18 protein-coding genes are annotated in these 23,559 nt (G+C 66.4%); 8 read left to right on the top strand and 10 right to left on the bottom strand.

All coding sequences use genetic code 11. From position 1 onward, the window contains the following. Positions 1-7 precede the first annotated feature (7 nt). The 3 genes from DBV10_RS09965 (at position 8) to DBV10_RS09955 (ending at position 4,790) form a co-directional block, all read left to right on the top strand. Positions 8-838 carry an SDR family oxidoreductase gene (locus tag DBV10_RS09965; protein WP_124513120.1) on the top strand — a complete coding sequence of 277 codons (831 nt, stop codon included), beginning with the start codon at positions 8-10 and terminating at the stop codon, positions 836-838. A 172-nt stretch (positions 839-1,010) separates the two neighbouring features. Beyond that, positions 1,011-2,108, top strand: a complete 1,098-nt coding sequence (locus DBV10_RS09960) for a TRAP transporter substrate-binding protein (RefSeq protein WP_124513118.1) — start codon at positions 1,011-1,013, stop codon at positions 2,106-2,108. Continuing rightward, positions 2,109-4,790 (top strand): EAL domain-containing protein, encoded by a 2,682-nt coding sequence (locus DBV10_RS09955; protein ID WP_124513116.1) that lies wholly within the window; start codon positions 2,109-2,111, stop codon positions 4,788-4,790. Positions 4,791-4,829: 39 nt separating this feature from the next. Here the strand turns inward: DBV10_RS09955 and DBV10_RS09950 are convergent, their stop codons facing one another. Then, the gene (locus DBV10_RS09950) at positions 4,830-5,729 is read right to left on the bottom strand and encodes a DMT family transporter (protein WP_124513114.1); all 900 of its coding nucleotides are present in this window, start codon (positions 5,727-5,729) and stop codon (positions 4,830-4,832) included. A gap of 153 nt (positions 5,730-5,882) precedes the next feature. Here DBV10_RS09950 and DBV10_RS09945 point away from each other — a divergent pair, with 153 nt between their 5' ends. The 3 genes from DBV10_RS09945 to DBV10_RS09935 all read left to right on the top strand — a co-directional run bounded on the left by DBV10_RS09945 (position 5,883) and on the right by DBV10_RS09935 (position 9,468). After that, positions 5,883-6,866, top strand: coding sequence for a quinone oxidoreductase (locus tag DBV10_RS09945; RefSeq protein WP_124513112.1), 984 nt, complete (start codon positions 5,883-5,885; stop codon positions 6,864-6,866). Continuing rightward, positions 6,863-7,696 carry an NUDIX domain-containing protein gene (locus DBV10_RS09940; RefSeq protein ID WP_124513110.1) on the top strand — a complete coding sequence of 278 codons (834 nt, stop codon included), beginning with the start codon at positions 6,863-6,865 and terminating at the stop codon, positions 7,694-7,696. Before DBV10_RS09945 ends, DBV10_RS09940 begins: the two co-directional genes overlap by 4 nt. A 284-nt stretch (positions 7,697-7,980) precedes the next feature. Continuing rightward, positions 7,981-9,468 carry a flagellin gene (locus tag DBV10_RS09935; protein ID WP_124513181.1) on the top strand — a complete coding sequence of 496 codons (1,488 nt, stop codon included), beginning with the start codon at positions 7,981-7,983 and terminating at the stop codon, positions 9,466-9,468. A gap of 54 nt (positions 9,469-9,522) precedes the next feature. On the opposite strand, the gene DBV10_RS09930 is transcribed toward DBV10_RS09935, so the two are convergent. Then, on the bottom strand, positions 9,523-10,425 hold the full coding sequence (locus DBV10_RS09930; RefSeq protein ID WP_124513108.1) for a LysR family transcriptional regulator: 903 nt from the start codon (positions 10,423-10,425) through the stop codon (positions 9,523-9,525). Between the two features lie 128 nt (positions 10,426-10,553). Between DBV10_RS09930 and DBV10_RS09925 the strand changes: the two genes are divergently transcribed. Beyond that, a complete protein-coding gene (locus tag DBV10_RS09925; RefSeq protein WP_124513105.1) occupies positions 10,554-11,552 on the top strand; it encodes a bile acid:sodium symporter family protein in 999 nt (332 codons plus the stop codon). Between the two features lie 49 nt (positions 11,553-11,601). Here DBV10_RS09925 and DBV10_RS09920 read toward each other — a convergent pair whose 3' ends face one another. From DBV10_RS09920 to DBV10_RS09905, 4 genes are all read right to left on the bottom strand, one after another. Continuing rightward, positions 11,602-13,254, bottom strand: coding sequence for a Na/Pi cotransporter family protein (locus DBV10_RS09920; RefSeq protein WP_124513103.1), 1,653 nt, complete (start codon positions 13,252-13,254; stop codon positions 11,602-11,604). 356 nt (positions 13,255-13,610) lie between these two features. Further along, positions 13,611-14,144: a signal peptidase II gene (gene lspA / locus DBV10_RS09915; protein WP_124513101.1), complete on the bottom strand. Its 534-nt coding sequence runs from the start codon at positions 14,142-14,144 to the stop codon at positions 13,611-13,613. Continuing rightward, positions 14,144-17,035: an isoleucine--tRNA ligase gene (gene ileS, locus DBV10_RS09910; RefSeq protein ID WP_124513099.1), complete on the bottom strand. Its 2,892-nt coding sequence runs from the start codon at positions 17,033-17,035 to the stop codon at positions 14,144-14,146. Before ileS ends, lspA begins: the two co-directional genes overlap by 1 nt. A 110-nt stretch (positions 17,036-17,145) precedes the next feature. Then, positions 17,146-18,195: a bifunctional riboflavin kinase/FAD synthetase gene (locus DBV10_RS09905; protein ID WP_124513097.1), complete on the bottom strand. Its 1,050-nt coding sequence runs from the start codon at positions 18,193-18,195 to the stop codon at positions 17,146-17,148. 168 nt (positions 18,196-18,363) lie between these two features. Between DBV10_RS09905 and DBV10_RS09900 the strand changes: the two genes are divergently transcribed. After that, a complete protein-coding gene (locus DBV10_RS09900; RefSeq protein WP_124513095.1) occupies positions 18,364-18,921 on the top strand; it encodes an HNH endonuclease in 558 nt (185 codons plus the stop codon). A 79-nt stretch (positions 18,922-19,000) separates the two neighbouring features. Here the strand turns inward: DBV10_RS09900 and DBV10_RS09895 are convergent, their stop codons facing one another. The 4 genes from DBV10_RS09895 to DBV10_RS09880 all read right to left on the bottom strand — a co-directional run. Beyond that, positions 19,001-20,395, bottom strand: a complete 1,395-nt coding sequence (locus tag DBV10_RS09895) for an alpha/beta fold hydrolase (protein WP_199740082.1) — start codon at positions 20,393-20,395, stop codon at positions 19,001-19,003. A gap of 108 nt (positions 20,396-20,503) precedes the next feature. Beyond that, positions 20,504-21,619, bottom strand: coding sequence for an acyl-CoA dehydrogenase family protein (locus DBV10_RS09890; RefSeq protein WP_124513093.1), 1,116 nt, complete (start codon positions 21,617-21,619; stop codon positions 20,504-20,506). A 15-nt stretch (positions 21,620-21,634) separates the two neighbouring features. Next, a complete protein-coding gene (locus tag DBV10_RS09885) occupies positions 21,635-22,816 on the bottom strand; it encodes an acyl-CoA dehydrogenase family protein (protein WP_124513091.1) in 1,182 nt (393 codons plus the stop codon). Between the two features lie 45 nt (positions 22,817-22,861). After that, on the bottom strand, positions 22,862-23,559 hold a 698-nt coding region (locus tag DBV10_RS09880), incomplete at its 5' end, for a YceH family protein (protein ID WP_148090336.1).

Here is a 23,559-nt window from a genome sequence, read left to right as displayed (position 1 = left end):
GATTGTTATGGATTTGGGTATCACAGGCAAATGGGCGCTCGTGTGTGGCGCGAGCAAGGGGTTGGGCTACGGTTGCGCGCAGGCCTTGGTGCGCGAGGGGGTCAATGTGGTCATCAATGCTCGCAATGTAGAGGCTCTGGAGCAGGCCGCCCTGCGACTCACCGCGGAAATTGCCAACAATGTCGCAGCCAGCGGAAAAACAAGTGTTCTTCCCCAGGTCCTGGCCGTGGCCGCCGACATCACCACCCCCGCAGGGCGGGCGGCGGTGTTTTCCGTGGCGGGGGGGCCGGGGCGTGATTTCGACATCGTGGTCACGAACGCCGGAGGGCCTCCCACGGGGGATTTCCGCGATTGGGACCGGGAGGCCTGGATCAAGGCGGTGGACGCCAACATGCTCACCCCCATCGAACTCATCCAGGCCACGGTGGATGGCATGGCGGCACGGGGCTTTGGCCGCATCGTCAACATCACGTCGAGCGCGGTGAAGGCGCCCATTGACATCCTGGGCCTGTCCAATGGCGCGCGCAGCGGCCTCACGGGCTTTGTGGCCGGCGTGTCGCGCAGCAAGATCGCGGCGCGGGGCGTGACCATCAACAACCTGCTGCCCGGTAAATTCGATACCGACCGGCTGGCGGCCACCGTGACGGCGGCCGCAGGCAAGGCGGGCAAGAGCGTGGATGATGTGCGTGCCGCCCAGCAGGCGCAGATCCCGGCGGGGCGCTATGGCACGGCCGACGAGTTCGGTGCGATCTGCGCGTTTCTGTGCAGTACCCAGGCGGGCTACATGACGGGGCAGAACGTGCTGGCGGATGGCGGCGCCTACCCAGGCACTTTCTGATGTGCAGCGCGCGGCGAAGGCGTGCGGCGGCATGCAGATGAGGTAAATTGCGGTGGGTTTCCCATGGGCTGTGCCACTCACCAATTCTCACGGTGGCTCGCCCGTGGTGTTTTGCCGACAGCTTGTCCGTTGGGCTGAAAAATTGGTGGAATACTGCTCCCCATTGTTCGCCATGCATCCAAAATCCACTGCTCTGATTCCTCGCTTGCGCCGCTGCGCAGTCTTCCTGTGCGCGGCGCTGGCCGCGTGGGGTTGTGTGCATGCGGCAGAACCTTCGGCGGGCGCTGCAGCCGCTTACAAACTGCGTGTGGTGGGCGGGCTGGCGGGGGTGAACCAGTACACCCGCCAGGAAGAGCCGTTCTGGAGCAAGGAGCTGTCCCGCCTGAGTGGCGGCAAGTTCCAGGCAGAGATCGTGCCCTTCGACCGGGCGGGTGTGCCTGGCAACGAGATGCTGCGCCTGCTGCAGCTGGGCGTGGTGCCGTTTGGCACCACCCTGATGAGCTCGTTCACCTCGCAGTACCCCGAGTACACCGCTCCCGACCTGGCGGGCCTGAACCCGGACATCGCCACGCTTCGGACCACGCTCACCGCCTTCCGCCCCTACCTCGAAAAGGCCTTGCGGGACCAGCATGGCGTGGAGGCTCTGGCGATCTACGTCTACCCGGCCCAGGTGGTGTTTTGCAAGAAGCCGCTGCGCACGCTGTCCGACCTGTCGGGGCGCCGCATCCGGGTGTCTTCGTCCACGCAGGCCGATTTTGTGGGCGCGCTGGGGGGCGTGCCGGTGCTGACCAGTTTTTCCCAGATCGTGCCGAGCTTGACGGCGGGCAACACCGAGTGCGCGATCACGGGCACCATGTCGGGCAACATGCTGGGCCTGCCCACTATCACCTCCCATGTGCACACCTTGCCCGTGACCTGGGGCCTGGCCATCTTTGGTGCCAACCAGGCCGCCTGGGCGGGCCTGCCGGCCGAGCTGCGCGAGCTGCTCAAGCGCGAGCTGCCCCGGCTGGAGGCCGCCATCTGGGCCGAGTCCGAACGCGAAACGGCCGAAGGGCTGGCCTGCAACCGGGGCGCGCCCACCTGCACCGGGGGCGCCAAGGGCGCCATGGTGGTGGTGCCGGCCTCCCCGCAGGATGAGCGCAGCCGTCAGGACATCCTTGCCTCCACCGTGCTGCCGCGCTGGGTGCAGCGTTGCGGCGCGCGCTGCGCCCAGGCCTGGAACCAGACCATCGGCCCCGCGCGTGGCCTGATGGCAGCACCCGCGAAATAAATGAGGGAGCCCACGACACCATTGCGCATCAAGGCCTTTGTGGGGGCTGGGGTTGTGGTGTTTGTGGTGGCCGTGGTGCTGGTGGCCGCGGCGGTGGCCTGGAATGCCCGCAAGGTGGCCCTGGACGACAACGAGGCCCAGGCCACGCGCTTTGTGGCGGGCGCCGAGGCTGCACTCAACCGCTCACTGCTGGCGGTGGATGTGCTGCTGGCGAGCATGGACGAGTTGCTGGGCCTGTCGAGCGCGACGGCCGCGTGGATCGACCCGGACTCTGCCAGCCAGCGGCTGCGCACTTCCGCGCGCCAGAACCTGATGGTGCGTTACGTTGCCCTGCTGGACGGCGCGGGCAAAACCATGGCCTCTTCCGATCCGGCCAGCGGCGGGCTTGCGGTGCAGTTGCCGGCGGGATTCCTCGAGACCGTGCTAGAGCAGCCGGTGTCTGCCCTGGTGGTCAGCGCCCCCATGGTGAGCTTTGCAAGCTCCGAGCGGGTCCTGTACTTTGCGCGCCACCTGCGCCTGGCCGACAGCACCCGGGTGGTGGCCGTGGCCGAATTGCCGGTGGCAAGCCTGGGCTCGGTGCTGCTCCAGGGGGTGGACATCAGCGGCCTGCAGGTCACGCTCGAACGTGCGGGGGGGCAGTTGCTGCTGGGCGTGCCTGGCCGTGAAGAGGTGATTGCGCCCACGCTGACGCCGCCGCTGGGCGATCTGGTGGACCTGGGCATGGAGTGGAAGGCCCCGGCGCGCCTCACCGGCGAGCCCGCACTGGTGGTGTTTCGGCCCATCCTGTACCAGGACCTGCGGATTTCCGCAAGCATTCCGCTGCAGGAGGCGCTGAGCAGCTGGCGTGACCAGCGCGACGCCATCGCGCTGACGGCCATGGTTTTCATTGCCATGATCCTGGCGGCGGGCGGGCTGGCCGTGCGCTACCTGGACCGGCTTGCGCAGGCCCGTGCGGCCATTGCGCAATCCAAGGCCACGCTCGACCAGGCGCTGGAGTCCATGGTCAGCGGCTTCTTGCTGCTCGACAACGAGAACCGCGTGGTGCAATGGAACAGCCAGTTTGAAGTGATCTTCCCCTGGCTCAAGGGCATCGTGGCGCCCCGGCTGCCGTTTCGGTCGGTGATCGAGGAAACCGTTAAGCACCACCACCCCCTGCTGGCCGATGGCGAGCACCCGCGCTGGGTGGAGCAGCGCCTGCAACGGCAAAAACAGCTGCAGCAAGAACCCCATGAACAGGTGTACTCCAATGGGCGCACCATCCAGATCACGGAGCGCGCCACCCCCGACGGGGGCCTGGTCATCAGCTACCACGACGTGACCGCCCTGCGGCGGGCCGGCGCCGAGATCGAGAACCTCGCTTTCTATGATCCGCTGACCAACCTGCCCAACCGCCGCCTGCTCATGGACCGCATGCAGCAGGCCATTGCCGCCAGTGCGCGCAGCGGCCAGTACGGGGCCCTGCTGTTTCTCGACCTGGACCACTTCAAGACCCTGAACGACACCCGGGGCCACGAGGTGGGCGACATGCTGCTGCGCCAGGTGGCCCAGCGGCTGAAGACCTGCGTGCGGCGCGAAGACACGGTGGCGCGGCTGGGCGGTGATGAGTTCGTGGTCATGCTGGGCGATCTTTCCGCCGTCGGCGAGGAAGCGGCCGCCTATGCCCGCCGCGTGGGCGAGAAGATCCTGCGCAAGCTCAACGTGCCCTACACGCTCGGTGGGCATGCCCACCACAGCACGCCCAGCATCGGCGCTACGCTGATGGGCGGCGCGATCCAGTCCTCGGTCGATCTGCTCAAGCAGGCCGACATTGCCATGTACCAGGTCAAATCGCAGGGCCGCAACGCGCTGTGCTTTTTTGACCCGCAGATGCAGATCGCCATCAGCCTGCGCGCGCAGCTCGAAGCCGACCTGCAGGCGGCGCTGACCGCGCGCCAGTTCGTGCTGCACTACCAGCCGCAGTTCCACCTGGACGGCCGCATGGTGGGGGCCGAGGCGCTGATCCGCTGGCAGCACCCCGAGCGTGGCCTGGTGGCGCCGGGGGCCTTCATCGGGGTGGCGGAAGAGAGCGAACTCATCGTGCCCATGGGCCACTGGGTGCTGCGCACCGCCTGCGAGCAGCTGGCCGCCTGGCAGGGCGAGCCGCGCTTGCAGAACCTGCAGCTGTCGGTCAACGTGAGCGCACGGCAGTTCCGCCAGCGCGACTTCGTGGCGCGCGTCGTCGAGGTGCTGCGCGAGACGGGCGCGCGCCCCCACCTGCTCAAGCTGGAACTCACCGAATCCCTGGTGCTGGACAACGTGGAGGACACCATCGCCAAGATCGGCACGCTCAAGACCAAGGGCGTGCGGTTCTCGGTGGACGACTTTGGCACCGGCTACTCCTCGCTGGCCTACCTCACGCGGCTGCCCCTGGACCAGCTCAAGATCGACCAGTCCTTTGTGCGCAACCTGGGCGTGCGGCACACCGACGATGTGATCGTGCAGACCATCCTGGGCATGGCGCGCAACCTGGAGCTGGACGTGATCGCCGAAGGCGTGGAGACCGAGGCACAGAAGAAGCTGCTGGCCCAGTATGGCTGCATGTTCTTCCAGGGCTACCTGCTGGGGCGGCCCATGCCCGTGGCGGAGCTGGAGGTGTTGCTGGAGTCCACCGCCACCGCCGAAGACCTCGACCTGCCCGGGTGAGGGCCGGGGCACAGGCTTTGATGGCGGCCCCGCAGTCCCTCAGCGCCGCGACGACACCACAATGCCCCCCACGATCAGCGCGAAGGCCACACCGTGGAACGCCTGGGGCGTTTCGCCCAGAAACGCTGCGGACAGCAGCCCCGCGAACAGCGGCGTGAGGTTCACAAAAAAGCCCGCCACCGCAGGCCCCGCCCGCTGCACCCCCACACCCCAGCAGCGGTAGGCCAGCACCGCCGGGCCCACGGCGATGAAGGCCAGGGCCGCCACCAGCGGCCAGCCCCACGCGATCTGCGTGCGGCCGCTGGCCCATTCGGCGCCGGCAAAGCTGCCCGACCAGGCCAGACCAAACACCATCTGCGCCATCAGGAAGGCCGCCCAGTCGCCCCGGATGCTGCCGGGCTCGCTGGTGCGTGCCAGCAGCCAGCTGTAGAACGCCCACGAGATGGTGGCCAACAGCATGAACACATCACCCGGCACCAGGCGGAACGCCAGCAGCTGCGCCCACTCGCCCCGGCTCAGCACCAAGAGCACGCCGCACATCGACAGCAGCGCACCCGCCACCTGGCGCCGCGTGACGGTCGCGCCAAAAAACAGCGCCCCCACGGCCAGCATCCACACCGGCATGCTGGAGCCCACCAGGGTCACGTTGATGGGCGTGGAGGTCTGCAGCGCCATGTACTGCAGCGCGTTGTAGGCCCCGATGCCCAATAGCCCCAGCAGCGCATAGCGGCGCCAGTGGGGCCACAGCGGGCTGTTTGCACGCAGCACGCCATGCGCCAGCGGCAGAAGGATGAAAAAAGCCAGCACCCAGCGGATGAAGTTGAGCGTGATGGGCGGGATCAGGTCATGCACCAGCCGCCCCGTGACGGCGTTGCCAGCCCACAGCAGGGGCGGAATCACCAGCAGCACGGCCGTGCCGGGTGTGAGTTTGTGAGTCATGGGGCTGCACTGTAACGGCGCAGGCCGTGCCTTGCCGCGCCGGGCCACAAGTCCCTGGGGCGCGCCGGCCCCATTTCGGCGGGCGGCGCGGACACACGATTCATGGCAGGATGGCCGCCGTTTGTCACCCACGTACACAGGAGAGCTTTTGCCATGACCCTCGCCGTCCAGATCCGCCAGCACGGCGGCCCCGAAGAACTCCAGGTGGTCGATGTGACCGTGGGCGCGCCCGGCCCCGGCGAAGTCCGCATCCGCCACCACGCCATTGGCCTCAATTTCATCGACGTGTACCACCGCACCGGCCTGTATCCGCTCAGCATGCCTGCCACCATCGGCATGGAAGGCGCGGGCGTGATCGAGGCCGTGGGCGAGGGCGTCACGCACCTGCAGGTGGGCGACCGCGCCGCCTATGCCAGCAACCCGCCGGGGGCGTATTGCGAGGTCCGCGTGATGCCCGCCAAATGCGTGTGCAAGCTGCCCGACGCCATCAGCTTCGAGACCGGCGCGGCCATGATGCTCAAGGGCCTGACGGCGCAGTACCTGCTCAAGAAGACGCTGCCCGTGGAAGGCCTGCAGCCGGGCGACCATGTGCTCTTCCATGCCGCCGCTGGGGGCGTGGGCCTCATCGCCACGCAATGGGCCAAGGCCCTGGGCCTGCAACTTATCGGCACGGCGGGCAGTGATGCCAAGTGCCAACTGGTGCGGGGCAACGGTGCGGCCCATGCCATCAACTACAACCAAGAGGATTTTGCGGCCCGCGTGAAAGAGATCACCGGCGGAAAGGGTGTGAAGGTGGTCTACGACTCGGTGGGCAAGGACACCTGGGACAAGTCGCTCGACTGCCTGCGGCCCTTTGGCCTGATGGCCAGCTTCGGCAACGCTTCGGGGCCCGTGCCGCCGTTTGCGCCGGGCGCGCTCGGGGCCAAGGGCTCGCTCTACATCACGCGCCAGACACTGTTCACCCACATCGCCACGCGCGAAAGCACGCAGGCCATGGCCGACGAGCTGTTTGCCGTGGTGGCCAGCGGGCAAGTGAAGATTCACATTGACCAGCGCTACCCCCTGGCCGAGGTGCAGCAGGCCCACCGCGACCTGGAGGCGCGCAAGACCACGGGCTGCACCATCCTCACGCTGTGAGCCACGCCGTGCAGAACCCGTCTTTCGAGGCATGGCTGGCTGGCGCGCGGGAGGCCGCCCAGCGCCCGCCCGCACAGCCCCGCCAGGCCCTGGTGGTGGCAGGCCAGGTCGTGGGGTCGATGGTGGAGGGGTTTTTGAGTCAAATCAGCCTCTGTCGCTTGACTGATAAGCGCTACCAGCTATTGAATCAGGAGCATTCTGGCGCCGCGGCATGGCACCTCGATGTGCCGGTGGATGCCACCACCGATGCGCTCAACACCCTGGCCGCCGCCTTGCGCGACGCCGGCCTGTGCGGCCCCTGGCGCGATGAACAGCTGGCCGTGTGCAACCCCGCTGGCGAGGTCGTGGGCACCGTGGAGCGCGGCGCCGTGCGGGTGCTGGGCATCGCCACCCGCGCCGTCCACCTGGTGGGCCTGGCACCCGACGGCCGCATGTGGGTGCAAAAGCGCTCGATGAGCAAACCCAACAACCCCGGCCTGTGGGACACGCTCATGGGCGGCATGGTCTCGGCCGCCGACTCGCGGCCCCAGGCGCTGGCGCGCGAAACCTGGGAAGAGGCGGGCCTGCGGGTGGAGGCCCTGCACGGCCTGCGCCATGGCGGCCATGTGGATTTCAGCCGCCCCAGTCGCGAAGGCGGCGGCGCGGGCTACATGCGCGAGCGCATCGACTGGTTCTGCGCCCAGGTGCCGGGCGGCATGGAGCCTTGCAACCAGGATGGCGAGGTCGAGCGTTTTGACCTGCTGCCGCTGGCGGCGCTGCGCGCGCAGGTGGCCCAGGGCCTGTTCACGCTGGAAGCAGGCCTGGTGATTGCCGGGTTTCTGGGGGTGTAGATCGCTGGCACGCCGGGCGGCGCTGGACGCCCGGCGTGCCGAAAAGCGGTTATCCAAAGAAAATAAGAAACACTAATTTCGATAGCAATAAACCATTGATGGTGTTGCGATAGAGGCGCTTCCCGCTCCAAAAATGGCGGCCCATGGCGCTGCGGCCGACAGCCGTGCCTAGTGCTAGACCTCAAGTTCATTGCGTCCCCGCCGAAAAGAAGCCAAGCGCCGCATGCGCCATGCGGCCCCAGCAACCAGAAGAATGCCCTGCAATGCAGGCTGAGGGACAGGCAATGGCTTCGACCATCAACACCAATGTGGCTTCGCTCACCGCCCAGCGTAATCTGGGCATGAGCCAGACTTCCCTCAATACGTCCATCCAGCGCCTGTCGTCGGGCCTGCGCATCAACAGCGCCAAGGACGACGCGGCTGGTTTGGCCATCTCGGAGCGTTTCACCAGCCAGATCCGTGGCCTGAACCAGGCGGTGCGCAACGCCAACGACGGTATCTCCCTGGCGCAGACCGCTGAAGGCGCGCTCAAGGCGTCGGGCGACATCCTGCAGCGGGTGCGCGAGTTGGCCGTGCAGTCGGCCAATGCCTCCAACAGTGCGGGTGACCGCCAGGCGCTGCAGTCGGAAGTGGGCCAGCTCGTGTCCGAACTGGACCGCATCTCGCAAACCACGGAATTCAATGGCGCCAAGCTGCTGGACGGTTCGTTTGGCACACAGCAGTTCCAGGTGGGCGCCAACGCCAACCAGACCATTGTGGCGGCCACGGGCAACCTGCGCACCAGTGTGTACGGAAACAACCAAAATCTGGCTGCCAACGGCGCGGGGTTTGGGGCGGTGGGAGCGGGTTTGATAGGTGCCAGTGTCAATGGCGTGACATCCGGTGCGGTTTCCATCAGCGGCTACTTGGGCACAGGCACACTTTCCGTGGCCTCGCAAGCAACAGCAAAGGCCACGGCCGATCAAATCAATGCGCTCAAGTCCACCACCGGAGTTACCGCTACGGCGCGCACGGAGGTGCGTATGTCAGGTATGGCCGCAGTGGGCTCCTATACCTATTTCATCGAGGGTGACAACGTGGGGTCGCCACGTACGGTCTCATTTACGTTGACGTCGGCCACGGGGACTGACCGATTGTCGGCGGCGGTATCGGCCATCAATGATCAATCGGCTAAAACCGGCATCAATGCAGCCCTTAGTGCGGATGGAACCCAGGTGATTTTGACGAACACCACGGGCAATAACATCACGGTGGGTGAAAGTTCCGCGGACAACGCGGACAACACCAGCGTGCAGGCCTACGACGCTGCCGGAGTTGCATTTGGTGCAACACAAATAATGTTTACCCCAGGTGTCGATTGGAAGGTGACCACCGGTGGCTACATCACGCTGGACTCGGAAAAATCCTTCGCCGTCACCTCGGCCAGCAATCAGTTCACCAGCGCCGGATCCACGCTGCAGACGGTCGCCAATCTGGATGTCACCACGTTCGCCAATGCCACCAACGCGCTCAAGACCGTGGACTCGGCCCTGAGCTTCATCAACGGCGAACGCGCCAAGCTGGGCGCCCTGCAATCGCGCTTTGAAACCTCGATCAGCAACCTGCAAGTCACCTCGGAAAACCTGTCTTCTTCGCGCAGCCGCATTCTGGATGCGGACTTCGCTGCAGAAACGGCCAACCTCTCACGCTCGCAGATCCTGCAACAAGCCGGCACGGCGATGGTGGCCCAGGCCAACCAGCTGCCCCAAGGGGTGCTGGCGCTGCTGCGCTGAACCGCGACCGCGTTTCACTGGGCTCGTCGGCCCCGCCCGAAGACGGCCACCGCGTCAGCCCGCCGCAGGCCGCTGCGCCGCCACTGTTTTCACCAGGTCCCACGCGGCCTGTGCGATGGGCGACAGCGCGCGGTGGCGGCGGTGCACCAGCATGACCTCGCGGTCCACGCGGGGCACCAGGGGGCGCACGGCCAGCCGGGCCAGGCCTTCCGGGGGCAGGGCCAGGGTGGGGATGACGGAGATGCCCAGGCCTGCATCCAGCATGCGGAAGATGGTGGTGGGGTGGCCCACCTCTTGTGCCACGGTGCACGCCACGCCGTGCGCGGCCAGAGCGCGGTCGATCAGGCGGCGGCTGCCGGATTCATGGTCCAGCAGCACCAGGGGCTCGCCCTGCAGGTCGGTCCAGCGCACCTGCCGCTTGCGCGCCAGCCGGTGCCCGGGTGGGCAGGCCAGGCAAAAGGGTTCGGTGAGGATGGTTTCGCAGTGCAGCGCGTCGCGCTCGCCGGGGTCGATCACCACGCCAAAGTCCACCTCGCCCGACAGCACGCTGGCCAGCACCGCGCTCTGGATGCGGTCCAGCAGCACCAGCTCCAGCCCGGGCAGGCGCACCTGGGCCTCGGCAATGCAGTCGGGCAGCAGGTTGGCCGACAGCGTCGGGCTGCTGGCCACCCGCACGCGGCCGCGCCGCTCGGTGGCCATCTCCTGCACGTCCTGCAAGGTGTTTTCCAGCTCTTCCAGCACGCGCGGCAGGCGGGCGGCCAGTCGCTGGCCCGCATCCGTCAGCGTCACTTCGCGCGTGGTGCGGTTGAGCAGCTGCAGGCCCATCTGCGCCTCCAGCTCGGTGATGCAGCGGCTCACCGCCGGCTGGGTCAGGCCCACGGCGTCGCCGGTGCGGCTGAAGTTGCGCGTGGCGGCCACGGACTGAAACACATGCAGTTGGCGCAGGGTGACATTCATGCGCTCGAATCATAAATCTATCAGAGAAATCCATTTCTCTTTGAAATCCACCGCGATTCCAATAGCGCCTTCGACCCCCTGTGTGTCTTTTTCGTCCGGTTTTTGCGGCCGGCTTCTTCTGGTGTTCCATGGCCCGTTCCCGTTTTCTTCCTGACAACTTCACCCTGGCCCTGCTGGGCACGGTGGCCCTGGCCAGCGTGCTGCCGGCCTCGGGCGCTGCCGCCCGGCTGCTTGAGTCCATCACCGTGGCGGCCGTGGCGCTGCTGTTCTTTCTGCACGGTGCCAAGCTCTCGCGCGATGCCATCGTCGCGGGGCTGTCGCACTGGCGGCTGCACCTGGTGGTGGTGGGCACCACCTTCGTGCTGTTCCCGTTGCTGGGCTGGCTGCTGAAACCCGTGCTGCTGCCGCTGGTGACGCCGGGGCTCTACACGGGTGTGCTGTATCTGTGTGTGCTGCCGGCCACGGTGCAGTCGGCCATTGCATTCACCGCCGTGGCGCGGGGCAACATGCCGGCGGCCATCTGCAGCGCGTCGGCCTCCACCTTGCTGGGCATCGTGATCACGCCGCTGCTGGTGGGCCTGCTGTTGCCCGAAGCGCAGGCGCAAGCCGCCGCCGCCCCGCAGGGCGCGTTGGCCAACATCGGCCGCATCATGCTGCAGTTGCTGGTGCCGTTTGTGGCGGGCCACCTGCTGCGGCCGTGGATCGGCGGTTTTGTGCGGCGCCGCGCGGCCGCGCTGCGCTATGTGGACCAGGGCTCCATCCTGCTCGTGGTGTACACCGCCTTCAGCGCGGCCGTGGTGCAGGGGCTGTGGCGGCAGTTGCCCCTGCCTGCGCTGCTGGGCCTGGTGGCCGTGTGCGCGGTGCTGCTGGCCCTGGCGCTGGGCGTGACCACCTGGGCGGCGCGGCACATGGGTTTTTCGACCGAGGACGAGATCACCCTGGTGTTCTGCGGCTCCAAGAAGAGCCTGGCCAGCGGCGTGCCCATGGCCAAGGTGCTGTTTGCATCGCACGCCGTGGGGGCCATCGTGCTGCCCATCATGGTGTTTCACCAGATGCAGCTGATGGTGTGCGCGGTGCTGGCCCAGCGCTATGCGCGGCGCAACCAGTCGGGCGATTCTGCTATCTAAAACATAGCTTCTAGCGCTTTTCTGGTAAGCGCCAGAGGCCAAAAAGGCTTCAAGCCTGATCGTTCAGCGTGCGCAGCCGGCTGGGGGCCAGCGCACCGGCCGATTCCAGGATGGGATAGGCCACCGAGCACAGCAGCGAGTTGATGCGCTTGAGCTCGCTGATCAGGTCAATGTGCAGCGAGCTGGTCTCGATGCTCTGCACCGTGTTGTCGGACAGGCGCGCCAGGTGGGTGGCCGAATAGGCGTGCTCCAGGTCGCGAAAGCGCGCCTTCTCTTCCAGCAGCTTTTGCGCATCGCGCACGCTGCCGTTCAAAAACACGCTCATGGCCAGCCGCAGGTTGTCGATCAGGCGGGCGTGCAGCTCGTTGATCTCTTCCATGCCGGCTTCGGAGAACTGGCGGCCCTTCTTGATCTTCTTGTCCTCGATGTCGATGAGCACGCGCTCGATGATGTCGCCGATCTGCTCCATGTTGATCGTGAAGCTGATGATGTCGGCCCAGCGCCGGCCCTCGCGCTCGTCCAGGGCCTCGCGCGAGATCTTGGTCATGTAGTACTTGATGGCCGAGTACAGGCCGTCCACCTCATCGTCGAGCTTGCGCAGGTCTTCGGCGAGCTGGAGGTTGTCGGTCTGGATGACCTTGTGCAGGCCCAGCAGCATGGACTCGACCACATCCGCCTGGTGCAGGGCCTCGCGCGCGGCGCAGGAGATGGCCAGCGAGGGCGTGGCCAGGGCCGAAGGGTCCAGGTGCTGCGGCCGGGTACCGGCGGCCTGTGACTTTTCCGACGGCAGCAGGCGCTGCACGGTGCGGGCCACCGTGCCGGTGAGGCCGATGCAGACGATGCCCACCACGAGGTTGAAGGCCAGGTGGAACAGCACCACCAGCGCGGCGGTTTCTGGCACATAGGGCCGCACATGCTGCAGCCACAGGCCGGTGAGCGGCGCCATGATGACCACGCCAATGGTCTTGAAGAACAGGTTGCCCAGCGGCACCTGGCGCGTCTGCACGTCGGCCTTCATGGTGGTCAGCACGGCCAGCACGCCGCTGCCCAGGTTGGCGCCCAGCACCAGGCCCAGCGCCACGTCGGCCGGGATGCCGCCCGAGCCCGCCAGCGCGGCCGTGAGCAGCACCGTGGCCAGGCTCGAATAGGCCACGATGGCCAGCACGCCGCCGGTGAAGATCTCCAGCAGCAGGTCGCTGGTGAGGGCCGAGAGCAGCGTGCGCACCGTGGGCGACTGGGTGAGCACGGTGGTGGATTCGGTGATCAGGCGCAGCGCCAGCAGCATCAGGCCCAGGCCGATGAGCACCCGCCCCACGCGGCCCACGGCCGTGCCCTTGCGCGCGGTGAACAGCACCACGCCCACAAAGATCAGCAGCGGCGACAGCCAGGACAGGTCCATCGAGAACACCACCGCCATCACGCTGGTGCCCACGTCGGCCCCCAGCATCACCGCCAGCGCGGCGGGCAGGCCGACCAGGCCCTGACCCACGAACGAGGACACGATGAGCGCCGTGGCGGTGCTGGACTGCACCACGGCCGTCACCCCGATGCCCGAGAGCACGGCCGTGAACCGGCTGCTGACGCTGTGGGCAATCAGCTGGCGCAGGTTGGCGCCAAACACGCTCAGGATGCCGGTGCGCACCAGATGGGTGCCCCAGATCAGCAGCGACACGGCTGCCAGGAGATTGAGGAGATGCTTCATGAAAAACCGTTGTTTCTTCTTCTTGTGATGGGCGCAGAACGCCGCCGGGCTCCGTTCACGACCCCATTGTGCGGCGTGTTGGCGAGGAATGTCCGCCCGAGGTGGCTGGCGCAGCACGCGTGCGGGCTGCGCCGTGTCCCTCCCCCGCTGCTGCATGCAAAAACCGCGCGCACTGGTTTGTCACAAAACTGACATATAAGCATACTCCTGATTCCATAGCGTGGGTGCGATGTCCATGCGGGGACAACGGTGGTCCATGAACGTTCTCAGGCTCGCTGGCGCGCAAAACACAACGGCCCGCATGCTGCGGGCCGTTGTGGGGTGTGTCGTGCACAGAGGCGCGGGTGCCGTGTGTCTCAGCGCTCGCGCCGCATCCGCAGCAGCTCGTCCAGGATCAGGCAGACCGCGCCCACGCTGATGGCGGTGTCGGCCAGGTTGAAGGCCGGGAAATGGCCGCGATAAAAAATCCCTGCGAGGACGTCCCAGTGGAAGTCCAGGAAGTCCACCACATAGCCGTGCATCAGCCGGTCCACCACGTTGCCCACGGCGCCGCCCAGGATGCTGGACAGCGCAAAGCTGAACAGCTTTTGCCCCGGATGCGCGCGCAGTTGCCAGACGATGAAGACTGTGGCCACCAACCCGATGCCGGTAAATAGCCAGCGCTGCCATCCACCGGCATCCTGCAGGAACGAAAACGCCGCCCCCATGTTGTGCGCCCGCACGATGTTGAAGAAGCTGGTGATATAGGTGGCATCGCCCAGCTGGTAGTGGTTGAGGATCAGGGCCTTGGTGGCCTGGTCTGCCACCATCAGGACCGCGGCCCAGGCCAGCCAGGGCCAGATGTCCGTGCCGGTGCCGGTGCGTCCGGCCTGCGCAGAAGCGCCTGCCATCAGGCATGCGCCCGGCGCTCGCCGGTGCCAAACAGGTTGCTGGTGCAGCGGCCGCAGATCGTGGGATGCGCGGCATCCTGCCCCACGTCGCTGCGGTAGTGCCAGCAGCGTTCGCATTTGGCATCGGAACTGGGTTTGACGCTGATCTGCAAAGCGCTACCAGCTACCAATTCGATAGCGGACGTGATGAAGATGAACTTCAGGTCATCGCCCAGGCTGGCCAGCAGGGCATGGTCTTCCGGGGCCGCCGTGAGTGTGACGGCGGCTTGCAGCGACGAGCCCACTTGGCCGTCTGCGCGCAGCACCTCGATTTCCTTGTTCACCACATCGCGGATTTCACGCAGGCGCGCCCACTTGGCCAGCAGGCCTTCGTCGGCTCCTGCAATGGAACCGTAGGTTTCCAGGAAGATGGAGTCGGTTTTGCCAAACACCTTCCAGGCTTCCTCGGCCGTGAAGCTCAGGAACGGCGCCATCCAGCGCAGCATGGCGTGCGTGATCTGGTAGAGCGCGGTCTGCGCACTGCGGCGCGCCAGGCTGTGTGGCGCTGTGGTGTACAGGCGGTCCTTGAGCACGTCGAGGTAGAAGCCGCCCAGGTCTTCCGAGCAGTACAGCTGCAGCTTGGCCACCACGGGGTGGAACTCGTAGACCTTGTAGTGCGCCAGCACCGTGGCCTGGAACTCGGCGGCACGCGTGAGCGCGTAGCGGTCGATCTCCAGCATCTGGTCGAACGGCACGGCGTCCTTGGCGGGGTCGAAGTCGCTCACGTTGGCCAGCAGGAAGCGCAGCGTGTTGCGGATGCGGCGGTAGGCATCCACCACGCGCGCCAGGATCTTCTCGTCGCCCGCGATGTCGCCCGAGTAGTCGCTGGCGGCCACCCACAGGCGGATGATCTCGGCGCCCAGCTTTTTGTTGATCTCTTGCGGGTCGATGCCGTTGCCCAGCGACTTGCTCATCTTGCGACCCTGGCTGTCCACCGTGAAACCGTGGGTCAGCAGGCCTCGGTAGGGCGCGCGGCCTTCGAGCGCGCTGGCCAGCAACAGCGAGCTGTGGAACCAGCCGCGGTGCTGGTCATGGCCTTCGAGGTACAGGTCAGCCTCGGGGCCGGTGTCGTGGTGCACGTTGGGGTGCGTGCCGCGCAGCACATGGCTGAAGGTGGAGCCGGAGTCGAACCACACTTCCAGGATGTCGGTGCTCTTGGTGTAGTGGGGAGCGTCCTCGGCACCCAGGATTTCTTCGGTCGTCACGCGGCTCCAGGCTTCGATGCCGCCCTTTTCCACGATGTCGGCTGCCTGGTCCATGATTTCCATGGTGCGCGGGTGCAGCTCGCCCGAATCCTTGTGCAAAAAGAAGGGGATGGGCACGCCCCAGCTGCGCTGGCGCGAGATGCACCAGTCGGGCCGCCCGGCGATCATGTCGTGCAGGCGGGCCTTGCCGTTCTCGGGGTAAAAGCTCGTGTGTTCGATGGCGTCCAGCGCGATCTGGCGCAGCGTCTTGGCGGGCTTTTCTCCCGCCTTGGTGAACACGCCTTCGCCCTCGTCCATGCGCACGAACCACTGGGCGGCTGCGCGGTAGATCACGGGCGTCTTGTGGCGCCAGCAGTGCGGGTAGCTGTGCGTGATGTCCTTGGTGGCCATCAGGCGGCCTGCGTTGCGCAGCGCCTCGATGATGACGGGCACGGCCTTCCAGATGTGCTGGCCGCCGAACAGCGGGAAGTCCGGCGCATAGGTGCCGTTGCCCTGCACGGGGTTCAGGATGTCGTCCAGCGCCAGGCCGTGGGACACGCAGGAGTTGAAGTCCTCCAGCCCGTAGGCGGGCGAGGAGTGCACGATACCCGTGCCATCGTCGGCCGTGGCGTAGTCGGCCAGGTACACGGGCGACAGGCGCTGGTAGCCCTGGCTGCCGTCTTCGCTCTTCACGTCGTACAGCGGGTGCTCAAACGTGAGTCCGCCCAGATTCTTGCCCAGGGTGGTGGCCAGCACACTGCCCGTGAGGTTGTAGCGCTCCAGGCACGAGGCCACCAGCGGTTCGGCCACCAGCAGCAGGCGCTCGCCGGCATCGACCAGCGCGTAGCTGATCTCGGGGTTGAGGTTCAGGGCCTGGTTGGCGGGGATGGTCCAGGCGGTGGTGGTCCAGATCACCACGAAGGCGTCCTTGGCCAGAGCCGGCAGGCCGAAGGCGGCGGCCAGCTTGGCGGGCTCGTGCGCCTTGAAGGCCACGTCCAGCGTGGTGCTCTTCTTGTCCTGGTACTCGATTTCGAACTCGGCCAGCGACGAGCCGCAGTCAAAACACCAGTACACGGGCTTGAGGCCCCGGTACACAAAACCACGCTCCATCACGCGTTTGAAGGCGCGGATCTCGCCCGCCTCGTTGGCAGGGTTCATGGTCTTGTAGGGGTTGTCCCATTCGCCCAGCACGCCCAGGCGTTTGAAGTCCACCATCTGCTGCGCGATTTGTTCGGTGGCAAACGCGCGGCTCTTGGCCTGCATGTCGTCACGGCTCAGGTTGCGGCCGTGCTTCTTTTCAATGGCGTTCTCGATCGGCAGGCCATGGCAGTCCCAGCCGGGCACGTACAGCGCGTCGAAGCCTTCCAGCTGGCGCGCCTTGGTGATCATGTCCTTCAGGATCTTGTTGACCGCGTGGCCCATGTGGATCTGGCCGTTGGCATAGGGTGGGCCATCGTGCAGGATGAACTTGGGCGCACCGCAGCGCGCGTCGCGCAGGCGCTTGTACAGGCCCTTGTCTTCCCATTCCTTGACCCAGCCCGGCTCGCGCTTGGGCAGGTCGCCCCGCATGGGGAAGGGGGTGTCGGGCAGGTTCAGGGTGCTGCGGTAGTCCGTGGCGGTGGAGGCTGCGTGAGCTGCGGAAGGGGTGCTGGCGTTGTCGTCGGACATGAGGGAGCCTTAAAAACAGGGCATTCCGGGGCAAGGCCCAGAGCAGGAACGGGGTGGGAGCGCGAAAGATGACGGGCCCGCCAAGCGGGCGCTGCGAAAAGCAGCCCCCCTCAAATTCGGTCGCGGGTGGTCTGGCGCCGTGTCTCGGTGTGGTTGGGTGCCTGGGCCGAGGCAAAGTAGGCGCGCGCATCCGCACAGTCCTTGGCAATGCCCGCCGTCAGGGCGTCCAGGCCGTCGTACTTGAGCTCGTCGTGCAGTTTGTGCAGCAGTTCCACCCGGACGATTTTACCGTACGCCCCTTCGGGCCCCAGTTCGGCCGGCCATTGCAGGCAATGGGTTTCCAGCAGCACGCGGCCCCCGTTCACATCGTTCGGGTCCAGCGAGGGGCGCACACCCAGGTTGGCCACGCCCGGCAAAGGGGCATCGGCGAGGCCATGCACTAGCACGGCGAAGATGCCGCTGGCGGCGGATTTCCAGTGCGCAAAGCGCAGGTTCAGGGTGCGAAAACCGTTGCCTGCGCCCGCCTGGGTGGCGCCCAGTTCCCGGCCCAGCTTGCGGCCATGCACGACATGCCCGGAGATCGTGTAAGGGCGTCCCAGCAGGCGCGCGGCAGCCTCCATGTCACCCTGCGCCAATGCCTGCCGCACCGCAGAACTGGAGACACGCAGCCCATGCACCTCGTAGCTGTTCATGCGGGCCACATCAAAACCTTGGGCCTGCCCCGCCGCATCGAGCATGGCGTAGTCGCCCGCCCGCTGGCGGCCAAAGCGGAAATCGTCGCCCACCAGCACGTAACGGGCACCCAGGCCACGCACCAGCACCTCGTCGATGAATGCCTGGGGCGATTGCGCGGCCAGTTTTGCGTCGAAAGGCAGCACCACGGTCTGCTGTACGCCACAGCGTTGCAGCTCGGTGAGCTTGTCCCGCAGCGTGCCAATGCGAGCGGGGGCCAGTTCGGGCTTGTGGTGTGCGCCCGCAAAGTAGTCGCGCGGATGGGGCTCGAAGGTGAGCACGCAGCTTTCCACGCCCCGGTGGGCCGCCTCGCTGTTGAGCAGCGCCAGCATGGCCTGGTGGCCCCGGTGTACGCCATCAAAATTGCCAATCGTCAGCGCACAGGCGCTGGCAATGCCAGGATGGTGGAATCCGCGAAAGATCTTCATCGGTCTGTTATCTTTTTGATAGCAACATGCGCAGGTGTATCAAGCGCAAGACGCCAATTTGTCACGAAAACGGAGTATATTGTGACCCATGGCTGGCCCCGCGCAGGGCTGCCCACGAGACATCTGCGTTCCGAATCCTTGTGTACTTTGTGTTCCAGGAGGCGTGTTTTGAAGGTCTTGAAGCTGTCAGCCCAAGGGCTGCCCCAATCGTGGATTTCGCTCGAACAGGCGGTGATTCATTACGCCGCCGGGGAGGTGCGCTGGGAATCCGGCGGCCAGATCGCCCGGTTCCGGGGCGGGCACAACGCCATCACGGGCGAGCAGTCGGTGATTGCCATCAACAGCATCATCGGCACCAAGGGTGTGCCCGGCATCAATCCGTTCGACCTGAAGCCCAGCCTGACCAACAGCAAGCTTTTTGCCCGCGACCGCAACGTGTGTGCCTATTGCGGCGGGCATTTCCACGAAGAAGACCTCACGCGCGAGCACATCGTGCCCTTTGCCCGCAATGGGCAGGACCACTGGATGAACGTGGTGACGGCCTGCCGCCCCTGCAACCACAGAAAGGGCCCGCGCACGCCCGAGCAGGCGCACATGCCGCTGCTGTACACGCCCTACGTACCCAGTCTGTGGGAAGACTTCATCCTGCGCAACCGCCGCATCCTGGCGGATCAGATGGACTTTCTGATGGCGCATGTGCCCAAGTCGTCGCGCCTGTTGGCGTGACGCGTTTCCTGGCCGTGCCAAGTCGAGGGGCAATCCATCGGCCCCTCGGCCGGTGGGCCGTTTTCTTTTCTGCTTCTTTTCAGTAGGACAGTTCCAGCACCACCACATGCCCCTGGGTTGCCGGCCAGGTCTGGCCTGTTACCCGTTCCCCATTGAATTCACCCGCGATGCTGCGGACTCCGCCCGAGGGCTTGACCTTGGCTAACGCCACGCCCGCGCCGGCAGGCACGCCGGGGGGCTGGGCGCCATCGAGCAGCATTTTGTCGCGTGCGGGGTCCAGGTAGCCCCGGGGGCGGGCCAGGGTGACGATGGATTCGGCGCCTTGGTCCGCATCGGCCATGCGCTCGGCGTGCAGGTGGATCAGGTCGCTGCTGCGCGGGAAGCCGCTGCGGTAGATGTGGGTCGTGGCATAGCCGGGCGCCGAGACCACGAACTCATGGGGCACGCCGGGCTGGGTGGCCAGCGGGCCCCAGATGCCGTCGGCACCCACGGTCTTGCGCAGCAGGGCGCCGCCCACGCGCGCGCCGGTGGCCGGGTCGGTGGCATACACCTCCAGCTGGGCGCCGGCCAGCGGCAGGTTGTTGCTGAAGTGGCCGGTTTTCGCGTCGGCCGGGTCCACGCCGAGGCCCGTCACCTTGCCGTTCAGCACCACGGTGTTTTCGGCAGCGATGCCGGTGCTGGCGGGCGCCTTGCCGGTGATGAAGCGGTAGGTTGCTTCAAAGGCTGCGGGCGAGTACGAGGTCTCGCGGTGGTCGATGCGCGGGATCACCACATTGGTGGCGCCCTTGAGTTCGGGGCCGGCCGCCGTGACGTGGGTGGCCGTGCCTTTCAGGCCGATCCACACGCCATCGGGCTGCGCGAACTTGTCGTTGTGGTCCGAGCGGATGGTCAGCCATTGCACGGGGCCGCTCACTTCGTCGCCCGCGGCGTTCTTGGGGGCATTCAGGCCCTGGAGGAAGGGGCCGGTGCCCGAGAACTCGTTGCCTTCGCGAAAGCCGGGAATCGCCCACACGCCGTGGTTGGGCGTGCCGCCCAGCACCGCATGGCTCACGGTGGCGGCGCCACCGCCGTTGTAGACGTAGTTGCGGATGGCATTGCCGCCGCGCGAGTTGCCCACCAGCACCACTTTACTGGCGCCTGTGGCCTTGCGCACCTTGTCCACCTCGGCCTGTAGGTAGGCCATGTGCTCTGCGGCCGAGGTGCGGCCCGGCTGGGGTTTGGCATCGTCATCGCGCGAGAGTGGGTAGGGCAGGTCGATGGCGTGCAGCCGCTCGCGCGGCCAGCCGCTGGATTCGAAGCGCCACACGGTGGTCTGCCACAGCGCGGCCGTGTCGCCATTGCCGTGCACGAAGACGATGGGCGGGGCCTCGGCCAGGCTGGGACTGCGCGTGGCGCAACCGGTCAGGGCCAGGCTGGCCGCAGCGGCGGCAGCCGTGATGAGGAGGGATCGGCGTTGCAGCAACAGCGTGTTCATCGAAAAGTCTCCTGAAAGAAAAAATGCCCGTGGACCGGGGAGTCCACGAGCATTGCGTGCGGGCGTTACATGCCTGCGTCAATCAATCCAGCATTCCATCGGGCCCACTCAGGCAAACACGCCCGCCGTGTCCTGCATGCGGGCCGACACCTCGCCCAGGTGATGCAGCGTGTCGCCGAAGGTCATTTCGAGCTGCGTGAGCTTCTTGAAGTAGTGGCTGCCGATGTATTCGTCCGTCACGCCGATGCCACCATGCAGCTGCACGGCCTGCTGGCCCACAAAACGCATCGACTGGCCCAGTTGCACCTTGGCGCGGGCCATGGCGGCGCGGCGCTCGGCCGCAGGGGCGCCCAGCTTGAGGCTGGCGTAGTAGCTCATGGATCGGGCCAACTCCAGTTGCATCTTCATGTCGGCCACGCGGTGGCGCAGTGCCTGGAAGCTGGCGATGAACACGCCGAACTGCTTGCGCTGGTTCATGTATTCGACGGTGAGCGCCACGGTCTTGTCCATCACGCCCACGGCCTCGGCGCAGGTGGCGGCAATGCCGGTGTCCACGGCCAGCTCCAGCGCGGCCAGGCCGTCGGTGGTGATGAGCGTGGCAGGGGCGTTGGCCAGCTGCACTTCCGCCGCGCGGCTGCCGTCCTGCGTGACATAGCCGCGCGCGGTGACGCCAGCGGCCGAGCGTTCGACGAGGAAGAGGGCGATCTTGCCGTCCAACTGCGCCGGCACGATGAAGGCGTCGGCCTGGTCGCCGGCCGATACTATGCTTTTAGTAGCTGTTACGGTATATCCAGCGGGCGCTTTGGCCGCTTTGGCTTCGCACACATCCAGGCGGTAGCGCGCCTTGCGCTCCTGGAAGGCCAGCACCACCAGGGCTTCGCCGCTGGCCACGCGGGGCAGCCAGGCGCCTTGCACATCGGCGGGGGCGTACTGCGACAGCACGCTGCTGGCGATGAAGGCCTGGGCAAGGGGCTCCAGCACCATGCCACGGCCCAGCTCCTCGGCCACCACCATGGCGTCGATGGCGCCCTGGCCCATGCCGTCGTGGGCTTCGGGCACGGTCAGGGCGGTCAGGCCCAGCTCGGCCAGCTCGCCCCAGGCGGCGCGGTCAAAACCACCGGTGGCCACGGCAGCGCGGCGGCGCTCGAAGGTGTAGCCCTTGTCCACCCACTTGCGCACGGCGTCGCGCAGTTGTTCCTGGTCGTCAGAAAAATCGAAATCCATGTTCTTGTCTCCTTCTTAGCCCAGCACAGTTTGAGCGACGATATTGCGCTGCACTTCATTCGAACCGCCATAAATGGTGGTCTTGCGCAGGTTGAAGTAGGTGGACGCCAGCGGCGCGTTGGCGGTGATGCCGCCGGGGAAGTCGCCTTGCCAGCCAGCTTCCATGGCTTCTTCGATGAAAGGCAGGCTGAAGGGGCCAGCGGCCAGCATCATCAGCTCGGCATAGCGCTGCTGGATCTCGCTGCCCTTGATCTTGAGCAGGCCGGCGATGTCGAGCGAGTTCTTGCCCGACTTCTCGGCCGAGAGCACGCGCAGCACCAGCATTTCGAGGGCCACGATGTCCACTTCGAGCAGCGCGATCTGGTCGCGAAAGCGCGCGTCGTCCCACATGCCTTCGGTCTTGGCGATGCGCTTCAAACGCTCCAGCTCGCGTTTGCTGCGGTTCACGTCGGCGATGTTGGTGCGCTCGTGGCTCAGCAGGTGCTTGGCATAGGTCCAGCCCTTGTTCTCTTCGCCGATCAGGTTTTCTGCGGGCACTTCGACGTTGTCGAAGAACACTTCATTCACTTCGCACTCGCCGTCGAGCAGCTTGATGGGGCGCACCGTGACGCCCTTGGACTTCATGTCCAGCAGCAGGAAGGAGATGCCGGTCTGGGGCTTGCCTTCGGTGCTGGTGCGCACCAGGTTGAACATCCAGTCGCCGTGCTGGCCCAGCGTGGTCCAGGTCTTTTGGCCGTTGACGATGTACTTGTCGCCCACGCGCTCGGCGCGGGTCTTGACGCTGGCCAGGTCCGAACCCGAGCCCGGTTCGCTGTAGCCCTGGCTCCACCAGACTTCACCGCTGGCGATGCCGGGCAGGAAGCGTTTTTGTTGTTCGGCATTGCCAAACGCCATGATCACCGGGGCCACCATCACGGGGCCGAAGGGGATGATGCGTGGCGCGCCGGCCAGGGCGCACTCTTCTTCGAACAGGTGCTTTTGCACGGCCGTCCAGCCGGGGCCGCCAAATTCCTTGGGCCAGCCAAAGCCGAGCCAGCCCTTCTTGCCCAGAATCTTGGCCCAGCCCTGCATGTCTGCGCGGGTCAGGCGCAGGGCGTTGTGCACTTTGTGCGAAATCTCCTGGGGCAGGTTGGCGCGGACCCATGCGCGAACTTCGTCGCGGAAGGCCTGTTCTTCGGGGGTGAATGCGAGATCCATCGGTTTGTCTCCAAATGAACCGCATTTGTAGCACGGTCGTTCGTTTTAAGCCTGTCCGGGTGGCGACATTTCGTCTGCAATGCCCAGTTCGGCACACAGCCGCTGCACCGTGGCCTGCAGGGCCGCGACCTGGGCTTCGAGGGCGTCCACGCGGGCCTGCAGCGCGGACGAGCCACTGCCACTGCCGCCGCCGCCCCCGGTGGCTGGCGCAATGGTGCTTGCATCCACCGGGCCGCACAGCAGGTGCGCCCAGCGCGGTTCGCGCGCACCGGGGGCACGCGGCAGCAGCACGACCAGAGGGCCGCCCTTTTCGGTGCTGCGCTCCTGCAGCTCGTCCAGAAAGGCCTCGACCGAGGAAATGTCCGCAAACCGGTGCCAGCGCTCGGCGTTGATGCGCAACTCGCCCGCCGTCTGGGGCCCGCGTAGCATCAACAGGCCCAGGAGCACGGCCGATTGATCGGGCACGCCCACGCCGCGCTGGAAGTTGTGCTCCCAGCGCGTGGTGCGGTTGCCGCTGGTTTCAAACGCCAGCGTCAGCCGCTTGAGCGAATCCAGGGCCTCCTGCGCCTCGGCGTCGCTCAGGGCCATCACCGGCTCGCGGCTGGTCTTCTGGTTGCAGCCGGTGAGCAGGCCGTTGAGCGACATGGGGTAGCTGTCGGGCACGGTGCGGGCTTTCTCCATCAGGGTGGCGAGCACGCGGGCTTCGTGGGGGGTGAGGGGGCGGGTGGCGGGATCGAAGGGCA

This window comes from Acidovorax sp. FJL06, from assembly GCF_003852545.1.
Classification (GTDB): domain Bacteria; phylum Pseudomonadota; class Gammaproteobacteria; order Burkholderiales; family Burkholderiaceae_C; genus Acidovorax.
This window is presented reverse-complemented; position numbering and strand designations above follow the sequence as displayed.